The organism is Ornithinibacillus jepli (genome assembly GCF_047228935.1).
Taxonomy (GTDB): domain Bacteria; phylum Bacillota; class Bacilli; order Bacillales; family Amphibacillaceae; genus Ornithinibacillus.
Window position 1 is genome coordinate 118,900 of record NZ_JBFEGG010000002.1, and the last position, 16,657, is coordinate 135,556.

Annotated in this window: 15 protein-coding genes; 7 read left to right on the forward strand and 8 right to left on the reverse strand. The window is 37.0% G+C overall.

All coding sequences use genetic code 11. The features are described 5' to 3' along the window. The first annotated feature begins 72 nt into the window (after positions 1-72). From AB1K81_RS08550 to AB1K81_RS08565, 4 genes are all read left to right on the forward strand, one after another. Entirely contained in the window at positions 73-1,776 is a 1,704-nt protein-coding gene (locus AB1K81_RS08550; RefSeq protein ID WP_412976239.1) for an O-acetylhomoserine aminocarboxypropyltransferase/cysteine synthase family protein, read from the forward strand. A gap of 23 nt (positions 1,777-1,799) precedes the next feature. Beyond that, positions 1,800-2,843 (forward strand): homoserine O-acetyltransferase MetX, encoded by a 1,044-nt coding sequence (gene metX / locus AB1K81_RS08555; RefSeq protein ID WP_412976240.1) that lies wholly within the window; start codon positions 1,800-1,802, stop codon positions 2,841-2,843. A gap of 176 nt (positions 2,844-3,019) precedes the next feature. After that, positions 3,020-3,904: an SGNH/GDSL hydrolase family protein gene (locus AB1K81_RS08560; protein ID WP_412976241.1), complete on the forward strand. Its 885-nt coding sequence runs from the start codon at positions 3,020-3,022 to the stop codon at positions 3,902-3,904. Between the two features lie 18 nt (positions 3,905-3,922). Beyond that, positions 3,923-4,552, forward strand: a complete 630-nt coding sequence (locus AB1K81_RS08565; RefSeq protein WP_412976242.1) for a YpmS family protein — start codon at positions 3,923-3,925, stop codon at positions 4,550-4,552. A 60-nt stretch (positions 4,553-4,612) separates the two neighbouring features. Here AB1K81_RS08565 and AB1K81_RS08570 read toward each other — a convergent pair whose 3' ends face one another. Beyond that, on the reverse strand, positions 4,613-5,218 hold the full coding sequence (locus AB1K81_RS08570) for a hypothetical protein (protein ID WP_412976243.1): 606 nt from the start codon (positions 5,216-5,218) through the stop codon (positions 4,613-4,615). 215 nt (positions 5,219-5,433) lie between these two features. Between AB1K81_RS08570 and AB1K81_RS08575 the strand changes: the two genes are divergently transcribed. Further along, the gene (locus AB1K81_RS08575; protein ID WP_412976244.1) at positions 5,434-7,056 is read left to right on the forward strand and encodes an ABC-F family ATP-binding cassette domain-containing protein; all 1,623 of its coding nucleotides are present in this window, start codon (positions 5,434-5,436) and stop codon (positions 7,054-7,056) included. Between the two features lie 292 nt (positions 7,057-7,348). Here the strand turns inward: AB1K81_RS08575 and AB1K81_RS08580 are convergent, their stop codons facing one another. Beyond that, entirely contained in the window at positions 7,349-8,230 is an 882-nt protein-coding gene (locus AB1K81_RS08580; protein ID WP_412976245.1) for an AraC family transcriptional regulator, read from the reverse strand. Between the two features lie 253 nt (positions 8,231-8,483). On the opposite strand from AB1K81_RS08580, the gene AB1K81_RS08585 reads away from it, so the two are divergent. Next, a complete protein-coding gene (locus tag AB1K81_RS08585) occupies positions 8,484-8,741 on the forward strand; it encodes an Atu4866 domain-containing protein (RefSeq protein WP_412976246.1) in 258 nt (85 codons plus the stop codon). Positions 8,742-9,034: 293 nt separating this feature from the next. On the opposite strand, the gene AB1K81_RS08590 is transcribed toward AB1K81_RS08585, so the two are convergent. Beyond that, positions 9,035-9,976 (reverse strand): L-threonine 3-dehydrogenase, encoded by a 942-nt coding sequence (locus AB1K81_RS08590; protein ID WP_412976247.1) that lies wholly within the window; start codon positions 9,974-9,976, stop codon positions 9,035-9,037. A gap of 32 nt (positions 9,977-10,008) precedes the next feature. Beyond that, positions 10,009-11,199: a glycine C-acetyltransferase gene (locus AB1K81_RS08595; protein WP_412976248.1), complete on the reverse strand. Its 1,191-nt coding sequence runs from the start codon at positions 11,197-11,199 to the stop codon at positions 10,009-10,011. Positions 11,200-11,560: 361 nt separating this feature from the next. On the opposite strand from AB1K81_RS08595, the gene AB1K81_RS08600 reads away from it, so the two are divergent. Next, the gene (locus AB1K81_RS08600) at positions 11,561-11,695 is read left to right on the forward strand and encodes a hypothetical protein (RefSeq protein ID WP_412976249.1); all 135 of its coding nucleotides are present in this window, start codon (positions 11,561-11,563) and stop codon (positions 11,693-11,695) included. A 35-nt stretch (positions 11,696-11,730) separates the two neighbouring features. Here AB1K81_RS08600 and AB1K81_RS08605 read toward each other — a convergent pair whose 3' ends face one another. The 4 genes from AB1K81_RS08605 to opp4B form a co-directional block, all read right to left on the reverse strand. Further along, positions 11,731-12,465 carry a 3D domain-containing protein gene (locus AB1K81_RS08605; protein WP_412976250.1) on the reverse strand — a complete coding sequence of 245 codons (735 nt, stop codon included), beginning with the start codon at positions 12,463-12,465 and terminating at the stop codon, positions 11,731-11,733. A 228-nt stretch (positions 12,466-12,693) separates the two neighbouring features. Further along, the gene (opp4A, locus tag AB1K81_RS08610) at positions 12,694-14,571 is read right to left on the reverse strand and encodes an oligopeptide ABC transporter substrate-binding protein (protein WP_412976251.1); all 1,878 of its coding nucleotides are present in this window, start codon (positions 14,569-14,571) and stop codon (positions 12,694-12,696) included. Between the two features lie 192 nt (positions 14,572-14,763). After that, positions 14,764-15,666, reverse strand: coding sequence for an ABC transporter permease (locus AB1K81_RS08615; protein WP_412976252.1), 903 nt, complete (start codon positions 15,664-15,666; stop codon positions 14,764-14,766). A gap of 27 nt (positions 15,667-15,693) precedes the next feature. Further along, entirely contained in the window at positions 15,694-16,656 is a 963-nt protein-coding gene (opp4B, locus tag AB1K81_RS08620; RefSeq protein ID WP_412976253.1) for an oligopeptide ABC transporter permease, read from the reverse strand. Position 16,657 lies beyond the last annotated feature (1 nt).

Genomic DNA, 16,657 nt, shown 5'->3' on the forward strand with positions numbered 1-16,657 from the left:
CCCTCTTCTTAGGAAGAGGGCTTTTTGTTTCTCTTCTACCTCCAGATAACTAATCTTAAGGAGGAATTTTTTATGGAAAATTTTCACGTTGAAAAACTAGAGACAACATTACTTCACGGAGGGCAATTTCCTGACCCGACAACCGGTTCAAGAGCAGTACCTATTTATCAAACTACTTCTTATGTATTCCGCGATACCGAGCACGCACAAAACCTGTTCGGTTTAAAGGAACCAGGAAATATTTATACGCGAATCATGAATCCTACAGTTGATGCTTTTGAACAGCGGGTAGCATTACTGGAAGATGGTGTAGCAGCAGTAGCGACATCCTCTGGTATGGCGGCGATTACACTAGCAATTCTGAATATTGCAGGTACTGGAGATGAGATTGTTGCAGATAGTAATTTATATGGTGGTACATATAATCTGTTTGCAAAAACCTTACCGAAATATGGTATTACCGTTAAATTCGTAGATGGCACGAAGCTTGATGAAATAGAACAGGCCATTACGGATAAAACAAAAGCGGTTTTTGGTGAAATAATTACGAATCCTAGCTTGAATGTATTTGATGTGGAACAGGTCGCAAAAGTATGTCATAAATACCATGTCCCTCTTATTATAGATAATACTTTCGGTACCCCTATTCTTTCTAAGCCACTTACTTGGGGGGCAGACATAGTAGTACATTCCGCTACTAAATGGATTGGTGGTCATGGCACTACGATTGGTGGAATCGTTGTAGACGGTGGACGGTTCAATTGGAATCATCCTCGCTTCCCAGAATTCACTGAGCCGGATGAAAGCTATAATGGCCTTCGCTATGCAGATATTGGGTTAGCTGCTTATGCTACTAAGCTCCGGGTGCAGTTATTACGTGATATTGGGGCAAGTTTAAGCCCGCAAAATGCCTTTTTGTTACTCCAAGGTTTAGAAACGTTACATTTACGAATTGAACGTCACGTTGAAAACGCGAAGCTTGTTGCCAATTATTTAAACGAACACCCAGCTGTTGAATGGGTAAACTACCCAGGTCTTGCTAATCACCCGTCCTATGAATTGGCCCAAAAGTATTTGAAAGGTAGCTTCGGTTCCATTATAACCTTTGGTATTAAAGGTGGTAGAGAAGCGGGAAGAACGGTAATCGATTCTGTTAATCTATTTTCCCATGTAGCAAATGTAGGTGATGCAAAATCATTAATCATTCATCCCGCTTCCACTACTCATCAGCAATTAAACGTAGAAGATTTGAAGAAAAGCGGTGTATCCGAAGAACTAATTCGATTGTCGATCGGGATTGAATCTGCGGAAGATATAATCCTTGATTTGGATCAGGCAATTGCCAAGGCAACAAAGATTTCAGCAAACGTATTAGACACTGAATCAACTGTCTTGGAATGGCTAACTTCATCTCCATTTGAAAGAGCTAATGGTTCAATTCGAAAAAAGGTGATTGCCACTCTAAGTAATAGTCAACCTGCTGAATTTAAACAAACGATTGAACGATTAACTCAATATGGCTATACGGTGACCGATTTAGCAGAAACCGATCAAGCTGATATCCTCTATGTTCATGACAATGCCCTACCTCCAACAGTAATTGAGGAGTTAATAAATAAACAAATAAAAATCCTTTGGGTTGAAAAAACAGATACACATGACATCGTATTACAAAACGCAAAAGCAGCGGGGATTACAATCATTTCAAATCGGTTCCTATTAGATGCAATTTATTCTTCACGAGGAATTGAAAACAATCCTATACCAGCCGGGTAAATAACGTTTGAGGAGCAATATTAGTGAATACAACCTCCAAAGTAGCAAATATTGATATCGGAACACTTTTACTCGATTCAAGAGAAGAATTACCTGCTGTAACGCTAACATATGAACAAGTAGGTACTAAACAAGCACCGGTTATTCTAGTCTGCCATGCCTTAACGGGGAATCATATAGCAGTAGGAACACATGAAGCACCTGGATGGTGGAGTGGATTAATCGGCAACCATTTATCAATTGATACTACGAAGTTTCAAGTAATCACCTTTAATGTGCTCGGTGGCTGTGATGGTTCTACCGGGCCATTATCCATCAATCCGATTACAAATAAACCTTACCGATCCGATTTCCCAAAGATTACCGTACGTGACATAGTTAGAGCCCAACAAATTGCCTTAAAACAATTAGGTATTGATTCTTTATATGCAGTCATTGGTGGTTCGTTAGGTGGCATGCAGGCAATGGAATGGGGACTACTATATCCTAATATGGTAGAGCGACTCATTCTTCTAGCAGCAACTCCTTATCTTTCTGATTATGGGATTGCCTATAATTATATTGCCGAACGCTCTATCAAATCGGATCCATTATGGCAGTCTGGACATTACGACTCTTCTAACCATTTGAAAGGTCTTGAAATCGCTAGAATGATTGGGATGGTAACATACCGAAGTCCGAAACTTTTTGAGGAACGCTTTCGTAGAGAGATTACCGATAAAGGTTATGAAGTTACTTCTTACTTGCAATATCAAGGTGAGAAATTGGTTAAACGGTTTGATGCGAATAGTTACTTGTATTTACTTGATGCGATGAATACACATGATATCGGAAGGGATCGCGGTGGATGGGAAAATGCTACTACATTATACCGCTCTCCAGTTTTAGCGATAAGTTATGAAGAAGATTTAATATATGAACCTACTTCGATTTCCGTTTTTGCATCACTAATCCCTCACTGTACGTATCATCATATTGATACGAGGTTTGGTCATGATGGATTTTTAACGGAGTACGAAAAATGGGGTAACAAAATAGCATCTTTTTTAACGAAAAGGGCAATATGATTGAGACGTCAGTTTTGACGTTTTTTTCTTTTATATGACAATTTCACCATCACGCTTTTAAAACGAACAAAAAATGGGTATATATAATAAAATCAGTAGATTTGTATTTTATGCTTTCATACATTAAAGTAAAAGCGAATTGTATACAAAATCGAACAGCATAGGTGTGTTCCTTTATGAAGAAAAAGAAAATCATCACGATTACTACACTTATTTTAACAATAGTTTTAATAGCCAGTGTCGGACTATACGCTAATAAAGAGTTATCTACTTCGCCTGTAAAAGAATCCAAAACAACACAAGAAGAAAGTCAGGAAGTATCTGATAAGGATACGGAAACGAATACAGAAGAGGAATCCTTCAGCCCTTTCAAAGAATTAAGCAAAGAGTTTAAAGAGGCGATACAAAGTACGGTGAGCTTATTCACCAGTGAAGAGAGGCACATCGTAGCTATAGGCGATTCTTTAACACAAGGAGTTGGAGATAATTCAGAGCAAGGTGGCTATGTGGGGATACTAGATAAGCATTTAAATGCGGATAAACAGGTGGTAACCTTTGAAAACTACGGAAAACGCGGAAATCGATCGGATCAATTACTGAAACGGTTGAATGACCCAGAAATTGCAGAATCGATAACCACCGCTGACATTGTCATTATCACCATTGGCGCTAATGATATTATGCAAGTATTGAAGGAAAACTTTACAAATATAACATACGAAGCCTTCTCTAAGGAGCGAGGAAATTATGAACAACGATTACAGCAGATTTTTAAGAAGCTAAATGAACTAAATCCTGAAGCAAGTGTATATTTGGTCGGCTTTTACAACCCTTTCGAGCAATACTTCAATTATATAAAAGAGCTAGATATGATTGTCGATGATTGGAATAATACAAGTAAACAAATTGCCGAGGAAAATGGGGCTACCTTTATTCCAACAAAGGATTTGTTTATGAGTACGGAAGAAGTAAATTTGTTTGCTGATGATCATTTTCATCCGAATTCGTATGGTTATCAGCTAATGGCAAAGAGAATATTAAACTACTTAGTTGTAGATTAGATTTGAAGGTGAAGCAGGATGGAACAAGGTAATATGAAAAAAAATAAGTGGAAATGGGCTTTTATTGTCCTAGTCCTTTTGAATGTTTCTGTACTGCTAATTATTGCTGTATTAATTTTTTGGCCAGTTGAACAAACGAAAGTTCCCACAACCGAACATCAGACAACCCAAGAAAGCTCTGAATTCATCATAAGAACAACTAAGAAAAATCTAAATGAACTTATTAATGCGTATATGTATGAGTATTTAAAGAACTCCAAACATAAATATAGTGTTTCCCTAGAGGAGGATGTCCAATTAGTTGGGGAGTTACCCGTTTTCTCTACAACGGTTCCCGTATCAATCCGGTTTGAACCGTTAGTCCAAGACAATGGTGATGTTGTCTTAAAGCAAAAATCTATCACACTCGGATTACTCGAGCTACCAAATAAAAAGGTAATGGAGTATATGAGTAAACATTTGCCGGTGCCGCAGTGGGTGACGATTAATCCAGATGAGGAAGAAATTTATGTCGCGGTCACACAAATGGATATAAAAAGTAATTTTCATGTAAGTGTAGAGCATATGGATCTTGATGCAAACAATCTTTCTTTTAAACTAAAAGTACCATATGAAACTTTAGGTATAGAGACATTTTTACAAAAGTAATAAAATGGGGTCGAGTCTCCTAACTTTACGTTAGAAAAACTAGACCCCACATAACTTTATCTATATAAATCGTTTTACTTTTTTTGTGATTAAGTTGATTAATGAATCCTTTGGTAAATCAATCACTTCCTCAGCTAGCCTATGCTTCGGATAGTCTCCTAATCTTCCTTGATAGATTAATTGTAATTCTGTATTTTCTCGGATGTCAGATGGTGTAACAAAGTTAGTTGGTTTAGATAGTTTAAAAGAATCGGTACCCTGCATAACCGTCGCAACAAATTGAGAACAGAAAAAAGCATTCTTTCTATGAATCTCAATTTTTAAGGCAACACCTAATAACCCAATAAAGTTATATTTATAGTTTGAAGCTTGTGATTCAAAATCTTTAACATGATGGCGAATTTTCAAATACTCATTCTCCGTTACATTTAGAGCATATATTGCACTCTTAGAATGCTTTAAAAATTCTCCTCTAATATCTTCCCGAACAAAACCACCACTAAACGGATTCTTTGGATTAACGCGACCAAAGCTATATACTTCTTTTAACTCATGATCAAAACCAATTGATACATGATTTAACGGTTGATTTGTATATAAATTAATCATTCTTGAAAGGTATGTCCCAGTATCTGTAAAGATAAAGTAGATAGTCCTTTCTCTCATGTTTTCCCCTCCACTTTGACACTTTCACCGAGCTTTTTCTCTATAAAAACGGATATATCAAAACTTTACCGAAAAAACAACAAATATACAAGATAATTTTGAAACTTTATTTCTGTAATTATGGTAAATACTAGATAAATCAACGTTTTACATTGACTAAAGTCCTTAAATCTCGTAAGCTTACGGTAGAAATATTATTGGAGGAAAACCTATACATGATAACTGTAACGAATGTAAGCTTACGATATGGCGATAAGAAATTATTTGAAGATGTTAACTTAAAATTCACTCCTGGAAACTGTTATGGCGTTATTGGGGCTAATGGTGCTGGAAAGTCAACTTTTCTGAAAATATTGTCCGGTGAAATTGAACCCCAGACCGGAAATGTTTCCATGTCTCCTGGAGAACGACTTGCTGTCCTTAAACAGGATCACTTTGCCTATGAGGAACACCCAGTATTAGAGACTGTTTTAATGGGACATGAAAAACTATATGCTGTAAAGCAAGAAAAAGACCAAATTTATATGAAAGCTGAATTCACAGAAGAAGATGGCATGCGTGCTGCAGAGCTTGAAGGTGAATTTGCTGAAATGAATGGTTGGGAAGCTGAATCTGATGCTGCAATCCTTTTAAAAGGACTTGGTATTGAAGAAGGCCTTCATGATAAGTTAATGTCTGAGTTAACAGGAGAGCAGAAAGTAAAAGTTTTACTTGCTCAAGCCCTATTTGGAAATCCTGATATCCTATTACTGGACGAGCCTACTAACGGTTTAGATATCCAAGCGATCCAATGGCTAGAAGAATTTTTAATTAACTTTGAAAACACTGTTATTGTCGTATCCCATGACAGACACTTTTTAAATAAAGTATGTACGCATATCGCAGATGTTGACTTTGGTAAGATTCAAATTTATATTGGGAACTATGATTTCTGGTATGAATCTAGCCAATTAGCAAGCAGAATGGCACAAGAGTCGAACAAAAAGAAAGAAGAAAAAATTAAGGAATTACAAGCATTTATTGCTCGATTCAGTGCTAACGCATCGAAATCAAAGCAAGCAACTTCTCGTAAAAAAATGCTGGATAATATTACATTAGATGATATTAAACCATCATCTAGAAAGTATCCTTATATAGCCTTTACTCCGGAACGCGAAATCGGAAATGATCTACTTCGCGTTGAAGGATTAACGAAAACTATTGGTGGAGAGAAAGTTTTAGATAATGTTAGCTTCATCATGAACAAAGACGATAAAATTGCTCTTGTTGGTAAAAATGATATCGCTAAAACAACTTTATTTAAGATTTTAGCTGGGGAAATGGAGCCAGATTCTGGTACGTATAAATGGGGCGTCACAACTTCCCAATCGTATTTCCCAAAAGATAACAGCGAATATTTTCAAAATGGTGATTTAACCCTAGTAGACTGGTTACGCCAATTTTCTCCAGAAGATGAAACGGAAACCTTCTTACGTGGATTCTTAGGAAGAATGCTCTTCTCCGGTGAGGAAGCATTGAAGAAAGCAAACGTACTCTCAGGTGGAGAAAAAGTTCGCTGTATGTTATCTAAAATGATGCTATCAAAAGCAAACGTCCTTCTTTTAGATGACCCAACGAATCACTTAGACTTAGAATCTATCCAAGCATTAAACAATGGTCTAATTAAGTTTAAAGGTTCTATTCTTTTCACTTCTCATGACCATCAATTCATCGATAGTATCGCAAATCGTTTAATCGATATTACACCAAACGGCATTATCGATAAAGAAATGAGCTACGATGAATTCGTTCAAGATAAGGAATTACAGAAACGTATTAAAGAGATGTATGCTAGTTAATATTGTTGGTGCCCCCCTGTTTAAGCAGGGGGTTTTTTATTATGACTTTAGTTTAACATCATATAGCTATTGCTTCTGCAAGGTCTGGAATTACTCATCTATATAATGATATAGTCAATGCCAGATTACACCAAGGAGTTAAATGATTGAACAATACTTGGAATAAGGCTGATGCACAACTTTTAGGGCGGCAATACAAGAGTAGGATTATAAAAAAACTAAATTGTCAGGGGATAAAATTGTTTAAAATGAGAAGAATCCATTGGAAAACTAGTGGCTATCCATTGGCTCTTTAAAACGTTTCTCGCAAACGTTCTAGGTCTCTCATGGGGGACAAACCGAACTTTCGGCTATATTCCCGACTAAAATGGGATGGGCTTTCATAACCTACCTGGAACGCAGCCTCAGCCACCTCTAAGTTTTCTGTTAAAAGTAGTCGGCGTGCTTCCTGGAGTCGGAGCTGTTTCTGATACTGGATCGGGCTCATCCCAGTAGCTTCTTTGAAGTAATTGTACAAGGATGAAGAACTCATTCTTGCTTCCTTAGCTAACTCCTCCACTCTCAACTGCTGAGCGAATTCACGGTTAAGGAGTTCAATTACCTTCGCGATTCGCTGTGCTTGACTACCAACCAATGCAAAATGCTTTAAAGTTCCATCCTGATCATTTTGAAGTACCCGATAAATAATCTCACGTTGGATACCAGAGGCAAGGACTGGAATATCGTCGGGAGATTCTATCAGTTTAATTAGCCTTAAAATTGCGTCAAGAAGTGAGTCATTCATTTGCTTAATTTCCAATCCACGTCCAGATAAACGTTTAGAAATCGCTGGATTCGATAATTGAATAACTTCGAAAACTTTTTTCATGTCCAACTGTAAATTTATACATAAATAAGGTTTCTCCAGTGAGGCATTTATGACCTGACCCGTAATTGGTAAATGAACAGAAGCAGTTAAATAACTAGCCGAATCATACTTATAACTCTCTTCTCCAAGTATAACCATTTTTGACCCTTGGGCTACCACACATAAAGATGGTTCGTAAACAGAATGAATTGGTTCAGAAACCCGAGATGTACGAACAATGCTTAAGCCTGGAATTGTAGTTTCATGCGTGCCATCCGATTTTACAAACCTTTCTATTAACTCTACTAATTCCTTTGTACGCTTCACGGCTACTCCTCCATCTTTTTCCTATTACTTTTTATACTATAATCTTTTGGAGGATTAGGCAATAATTGTATAACTTCCGACTACCGCTCTTTGTTCCTATCAGTTCATAATGAAGTTGTGGTCATACATTTTCATTTTTTGGGTAAGGAGTGACTAAAATTCTGCTAATGGCTATATTGCTAAACCTATTAAATATCGATCTTGCCAAGACAGAAGTACCAACCCCCATTAAAACACGAGAGGAGATTGTGAGATGAAAATAGGGTATCAAAATCTGCATCCATATGTCGGCATGTGGGTCACCGCGGATGGTTATATTCGACACGAACTACTACCTAACGGACGGTACGATGAAGCTCGTGGACACCGCAAAAGCGCTTATCAAGGCAATTATACCGTTAAAGGTAATTATATTGAATATGTAGATGATACAGGCTTTACTGCAGACGGTGAATTTGTCAATGGAGTGTTGTACCATGCAGGCATGGTACTATATCGTGAAGATAAGTAAAGGGGGCAAGGAATGATAAATTAAATGAAACCTTTGCAGTAGTATTGACATATGACTAAATTTTCAGGGGGCTAGGTGGATTATCCTCTTCTGGCCTGGGGTACATCTCAGGCTTCAAGAGGATCATCTGATTCTAACTTGGGTACATCCTCAGACTCTTGTGGGCTCATCATCTTTGGTAGGATGCATCTATCTAAGAGCCTAGGGTCTTGCTCTTGTTAATGTTGTAGCATTTCACTATTCATTACCAAATAAAAACGCTCCCACCTACATGGGAGCATTACTTCATATTATTAAACCTTCTCTGCAATTTTCTCTAGCATTTCCTTCGTCATACTATCAATATCGTATTTTGCTTTAAAGCCCCATTCCGCTTCAGCTGCGGACGAGTCAATATTGTTTGGCCAGCTATCGGCTATTTTTTGCCTAACTGGATCGACATCGAATGAAAGTTGAAACTCAGGGATATGCTTTTGAATAGCCTTTGCAAATTCCATCGGTTCAGCAGAAATTGCTGAAATATTAAATGCATTCCGATGAATAAGCTTGGTTGGGTCAGCTTCCATCAATTGAATAATTGCATCTAATGCATCTGGCATGTACATCATATCCATATATGTTCCTTCTGCTATATAGGATGTATACGCTTTTTGTTTAATTGCTTCGTAATAAATCTCCACTGCATAATCGGTTGTACCTCCACCTGGTGGGGCTACATACGATATCAAGCCTGGGAAACGGACACCACGAGTATCAACTCCGTAGCGTTCAAAATAATAATCACAAAGTAGTTCACCAGCTACTTTGTTAACACCGTACATTGTCGTTGGTCTTTGTAACGTGTCCTGCGGAGTATTATCCTTTGGTGTTGAAGGACCAAATGCCCCAATAGAACTTGGAGTGAAAAATTGTAAATTTAGTTCACGAGATACTTCTAAGGCATTAACTAGTCCACCCATATTAAGATCCCATGCAACTCGAGGCATTTTCTCTGCAGTTGCGGATAATAGAGCAGCTAAATGCATCATAGTATCTACTTGATACTCCTTCGCTACTTCATAGATGCGCTTTTCATCCGTTACATCTACTATTTCAAAGGGACCTTTAGCTATCTCCTCTTCTGATGAACGAATATCTGTTGAAATAACATTCGCATCCCCATAAATATTTCTTAACTTCGTAACTAGCTCAGATCCAATTTGTCCCCGAGCTCCTGTGACAAGTATCTTTTTCATAACTTTCTCCTCTACTCGATTCTAAAAGTTGCCTAAATTAATCCCATTTCTATTCCAACTTTTTCATAAGCAGCTATTGCTTCGTCAAGCATTTCCTTAGTATGTGCAGCAGTTGGCATGTTACGAACGCGACCAGTACCTTTAGGAACAGTTGGGAATACGATCGATTTCGCATAAACACCCGCTTCTAGTAGGCGTCTACTGAACTCTTGAGCTGCTTTTTCTTCCCCTATAATACATGGGGTAATTGGTGTTTCACTATCACCGATATTAAAACCTAGCTTTTGTAGCTCAGCTTTTAAATAATTTCCATTCTCCCATAGCTTATCATGTAGTTCTGTACTTTCCATTAAAATTTCCACCGCTTTTTTACTTGCAGCTGCGTCTGCTGGTGATACTGCAGTGGAGAATAGGAATGGACGAGAACGTACTTTTAACCAATCAATTAGATTTGCTTTACCAGCAACATATCCTCCAATTACACCGATTGCTTTAGAAAGTGTCCCCATTTGAAAGTCTACTTTGTCTTGTAGACCGAAATGTTTTACCGTACCGGCACCTTTACCTAGAACACCAGATCCATGAGCGTCATCTACATACGTAATTAAGTCAAATTCTTCCGCGATTTCTACAATTTCTGGAAGCTTAGCTACATCCCCATCCATTGAGAATACACCGTCTGTAATGACCATAATTTTATTGTATAATCCAGATTCTACTGCTTCCTTAGCCTTCTTTCGTAAATCAGCCATATCAGAATGTCCGAAACGGATGATCTTCGCTTTAGATAAACGACAACCGTCAATAATGGAAGCATGATTAAGCTCATCTGAAAGAATTGCATCATTTTTATCCATTACGGCAGAAATAGCTGCCATATTACAATTAAAACCTGATTGATAAGAAATTACTGCTTCTGTTCCTTTAAATTCTGCCAATTTCTTTTCAAGCTCAATATGTAAATCCAACGTACCGTTAATCGTACGTACGGCACCTGCACCTACTCCATGAGATTCCACTGCTTCTTTAGCTACTTTCTTTAATCGTTCATCAGTAGCTAATCCAAGATAGTTATTGGAAGATAAGTTAATTAGCTGTTTACCGTTAATCGTAATAACAGGACCATTTGCACCTTGAACTGGATCAATTTCATTGTATAGGCCATTTGCCTTTAAATCCGATAAATTATCATTCAAAAATTTATCTAGCGTTTTACTACTCATATTTAAATACCTCCTAATTATCTAACATTAAGTAAAATGTAAGCGTTACCAAGTTGCTAATCATATTAAGTTTATCACAATGCGCTTTAAATGTTTAGAAAGACATACATGATTTAAATATGAAATCTATCCCATATCCTATTATAATAGAAAAATACTTCTACGTAGACTAAAAAATGCCTCTATAAGCTTCTATTAATTCTAATAATCCTAGGTAATATTATGATTAAAAATCCTGTCTTTCCTATTAATTCATTTCTATGAAATTATTACCGAAAATATTTTTAATATAGTAATTGTCTAGTGTCTAGTCTATCTATTATACTATCATTATGTGACATATTTTATGGAGGAATTAGCTGTGAGAAAGATGTTAGTTGCGCTATTTTTAATCATAATAATCGGCTTTGGAATTGTTGGCGTAAACCAGCAACTAATTGAGCCTGAGGAAGTAATAAAGCCTGCCAATCCAAATACTTTACAAACACAATCATAGAAAAAGGAAGCATGTAACATGCTTCCTTCTACTAGTTATTCTACAATTGTTACCTTTACTTCTTTTACTCCCCAGTTCAACGCTTCTTCTGTAGTTGGAAGGTGAATATCAATTCTATTTCCTTTAATTGCCCCACCAATATCTCCTGCAATTGCATATCCATATCCCTCTACATACACTTTTGAACCTAATGGAATAACATTTGGATCTACCGCAATTACTTTCGCATTTCTATCCTCATTTAAGTTGATTCCAGTATACGTTATACCTGTACAGCCTTCACATTCAGCTGTATAAGCTGTAGCGACAACCGATAATGTCTTACCTTCTGGTTGTTGATTTTCATCCTTATTAGCAGTGCTTGATTTAACTTCGGTTGGTTGAATCGACTTTGCAGCAGCGACAGCCTTCTCTTCATTATTCTCTTCTGCTTGCTCAATAATTAGTTCTTGTCCAACTAATATTAAATCTGATGTTAGCTCATTCCAAGCTTTTAACTCTTCAACCGTTACATCATGCTGCTTCGAGATACCGTATAATGTATCTCCTTTTTCTACTAAATACTTTTTGTAAATAGCTAGTTTTTGTTTTGGATAGATTAAATCTGAATCAAGATTATTTAACTCATATAGTGAATCTACTGTAGTATCATATTCATTTGCGATTCCCCAAAGTGTATCACCTTTAATTACTTCGTAATCAAATGCATAAGCGTTTAGTGGGGATGCTAGGATAATTCCTGTAGCTAATGTTGCTACGATTTTCTTCATAGTAGTCCCTCCTTAATTTCCGGACAAAGCCTATCGTAACATAGGTTACTAGACTCTGCGGTTACAAGACTTTTAAAAGTCTGTTACAAGGATGGCCAAAACTACTAAATTTTATTACAAAAATATAGATTTTAATACAAAAGTAATAGTTTAGTACTTTTGTATTATGTATTTCTCTTGGAAAACAAAAAAAACGAAGAAGCATAAAGCTTCTTCGTTTTCTATCTATTAATCTTCGTGTTTAAACGGCTCTTCTTGAGTTACTGCAAGATCGTGAAGTCCATATGGGCTATCATAAGCGATTGAGTAGTTAAGAACACGATTATTAACTGGATTTAATACTGCACGATATAGAGTTGGGAATACTGGAATTTCATCAACCATTAGTTGTTGCCATTCCTTGTAAATTTGTTTACGGTACTCAATATCAAATGCTTCTAAAGAGTTACCAGCTTTAAGTAATTCACTATTCTTCTCTGACTCATAACGCGGGAAGTTGAATAATTGGTCTGGACCGTATAGACCATAAGGGTTTACGTCAGAACCAGTTCCCCATGCACCTTGGTATACATCAATATTAGGATCATCTTCACCATTTTGACCTACACGATCATAGAACGCGTTGAATTCAAGAAGACGACCATCAATTAATTGAACGTTTAGACCAACGTTTTTCCATGCTTGCATGTAGTATTGTGCTAATGGCTCAGCTACATCTCCACCTGACATAGATGCAAAGTTAATTACTAACTCTTCTCCATCTTTGTTTTCACGTAATCCATCACCATCAACATCTTTATAACCAGCTTCATCTAAAATACGATTAGCTTCATCTGGATCATAAGTTGGCGTTTCAATTGTTGGATCATGGTAATCAGCAAATGGTGGAATGATTAATGTCGTTGCATTCCAACGTAATCCATTATAGAACTGCTCACCTACTGCGTTATTATCAACAGCATACCACATCGCACGACGTAAGTTTACATCTGCCATCTTCTTATCAGGATCCATCACTACTTTTCCAGCTTCCGCATCCCAATGTCCTAATTTAAATCCTGTGTAAGAATATGCTAGGTCAGTAACACCTAACCATTCTACGTTAGACATATTAGCATTATCAACGAATTGATCTACTGGGAAGCTATCAACCATATCTACTTCACCAGTTTCTAAAGCTTGAACTACAGTTGCAGGAGAAACGACTTTAAGTACTACTTCATCTAGCTTAGGCTCTCCTTGCCAGTAGTCTTCGAATTTCTCAAATACTACAGACTCCCCAGGAGTGATACTTTTAACTTTAAATGCTCCCATACCAATTGGGTTTTTACGAACTAAATCGCTCTCAGCCATTTCTGCAACTGGGATATCCTTGAATAGATGCTTAGGCATTGCGTATGGCCAAACACCACCAGTTAGTAGAGATGGTTGAGATTCTTTATACGTAATCTTTAAAGTTTTTTCATCAACAATTTCAATACCAGAGATTGAATCTGCTTCTCCAGCATTGTACTCATCCATACCAATGATACCAGAGAAATCCGGGCCGTAACGTACACCAGTATAGTCAGGGTGTCCGATTACTTCAAATGAGAACGCCCAGTCTTCTGCTTTTACAGGCTCTCCATCGTGCCAGTTAACATTATCACGAATTTTGAATGTGAATGTTACACCGTTTGGATATTCTTCTGTCTCATAAGGCTCAGTTTCGTATGTTGCAGCACCATCATTTGTGTAAGTAAAGTTTCCATCCATATCAAGTAGTGATTCATCGAACCAAGATAGTACTTGTGAATCAGGGTCACCTGAGTAGAAGTTCCAGTTTAAAGTACCTTCAAATACAGTATCCGATACTAAACCGAAGTTTAAAGTTCCGCCGTCAATAGCTTCACCTTCGTTTGTTTTATCTGTTGGAAAATCATCGATGCTGTATAGACCATCTTCTGGCTCGTCAGCTGGCTCGTCATCACCAGGCTCTGTTTCACCATTACTTGGCTCATCAGCTGGATCAGCTGAGTCACCGTCGTCACCACTACATGCAGCTAATACTAATAATAAAGCAAGCATTAGTGCAAATAGCCATTTTGTTAAGTTTGTCTTGCTCATGCTAAATACCCTCCCTTTTTTTATAAACCCATTTGTTTGTCGAATATTCCGACAATTTATACTCAACATTAATACAATCTGTGTATTAATGTAGGTAACAATTAATACGACTTACCTTCACTTTTCCAAGCCTCACCTCCCTAAAAGGTTTGATAGTCTTAGCTGATTAGTTAAGAAAGCTTTGACTAAGAATTAGCCTCTTCTTTGTCTAGCATCTGTTGCACGTTTCAATGCTTGACCTACGTTATTAACACTTAACATTAATAGTAGAATCATTAATGAAGCCGGTACCCAGATCCACCATCTATGTTCCAATGTTTGTGGATTAGTTGCATAACTTAATAGTGTCCCTAAACTTGGAGTACTTTCAGGGAAACCAAATCCTAGGAAAGATAGACCTGATTCTAATCCAATATTCGAAGCTAAGTTTAATGTCATGGTTACAATTATAAGTGAGCTACAGTTAGGTAACACGTGTTTAAAAATAATTTTAATATTCGATGTACCTAATGTTTTTGCTGCTTGAATATAGTCTAACTCTTTCTCTTGTAACGCTCTTGATCTTATAAGTCGAGCAATTCCCATCCACAAGAAGGCAGTCATAATTAATGAAAAGGTCATAACACTATACTTTGGAACTATGGCAACGAAAGCAATAACAATCATCGTGAAAGGTAGTATTTGGAAGAAGTCCAACACACGCATCATGATGTTGTCAATATGTCCTCCAAAGTAACCAGATACTAAACCAAAGACTACACCAATAATCCCGATTAATGCCGTTACAATAAATGCTATAGCTAGCGAATTACGTGTACCGATAATTAACTGTCCAAAAACATCACGTCCACCATAATCGGTTCCTAAAATAAACTCGTCTCCCGGTGGTTCATATATAGCAAATAAATCAACTTTTACAATTTCTTCTTGATCAAGTACAAGTGATACTCCAAATACATAAGCCGTTATCCCTACTAAAAATATAAGAGAAATTAAAGCCAATTTATCTCGAACAAGTTCACGCCATATAATACTAAAGCCTGATGGACTTTTTATTACTTCCTTTTGTTTTACTTCAACAGCATTTGCTTCCAATTTTTTCACCTCACTGTTTACTAAGAGTTATTTTATTCGAATACGTGGGTCTATAATACTTAAGATTATATCTGAGAGTAATGCTCCAACAACGGCGGCAACTCCGAATAATAAAGTTGTTGCTGTAACTACACTGTAGTCTCGTAGTCTAATAGATTCTATTAACAATTGCCCCATACCTGGATACCCAAATATATTCTCAATAAAAATGGATCCACCGATTAGAAAAGTAATCTCATACCCGAAAAACGCTGCAACTGGTAGTAGTGAGTTCCTAAAAATATGACGATTATAAACTCGTCGTTCAGAAGCACCTTTTGCTCTTGCTGTTAAAATAAAGTCTCTCTGTTTTGTATCTACAATGTCATTGCGCAAATATTGAATGGTATTATAAGTAACTATAAGTGCTGTGGATATAGCAGGTAGCAATAAATGATAAAACTTACTCATAACGTACTCAAATGTTCCCGGTTCTAAACCAGGTTTAACACTTCCACTTGTTGGGAACCAACCGAGCTGGAAACCAAATATCCAAAGCATAACTAATGCAAATATAAATATTGGTGTAGCAAAACCTACGTAGGAATATCCAGTGATTAATTGATCTTTCCAAGTATCATTGTATCTACCACTAGTAATACCTAATGGGATTGCTATTAAGTACGTTAAAATTAACGTTGTTACTGAAAGCCAGAATGAATTGACCATTCGTTGTCCCATCAACTCCGTAACAGGCATTTTAAAACGGAAGGACTGGCCTAAATCTCCTTGAATTACTCCTCCAATCCATTTAGCATATTGCTCATGCCATGGATCGTACCAACCCATTTGAATGCGAAGTTCTTCAATACGCGCAGGATCGATATTCGGGTCAATTGTTCCTGATAGTGCGTCCCCTGGCATCATTTTTGCAAGAACGAATATAAGCATACTCAAAAGTACTAGTTGAGGAATCATTATTAAAATACGACGTAAAGAAAATTTCCACATA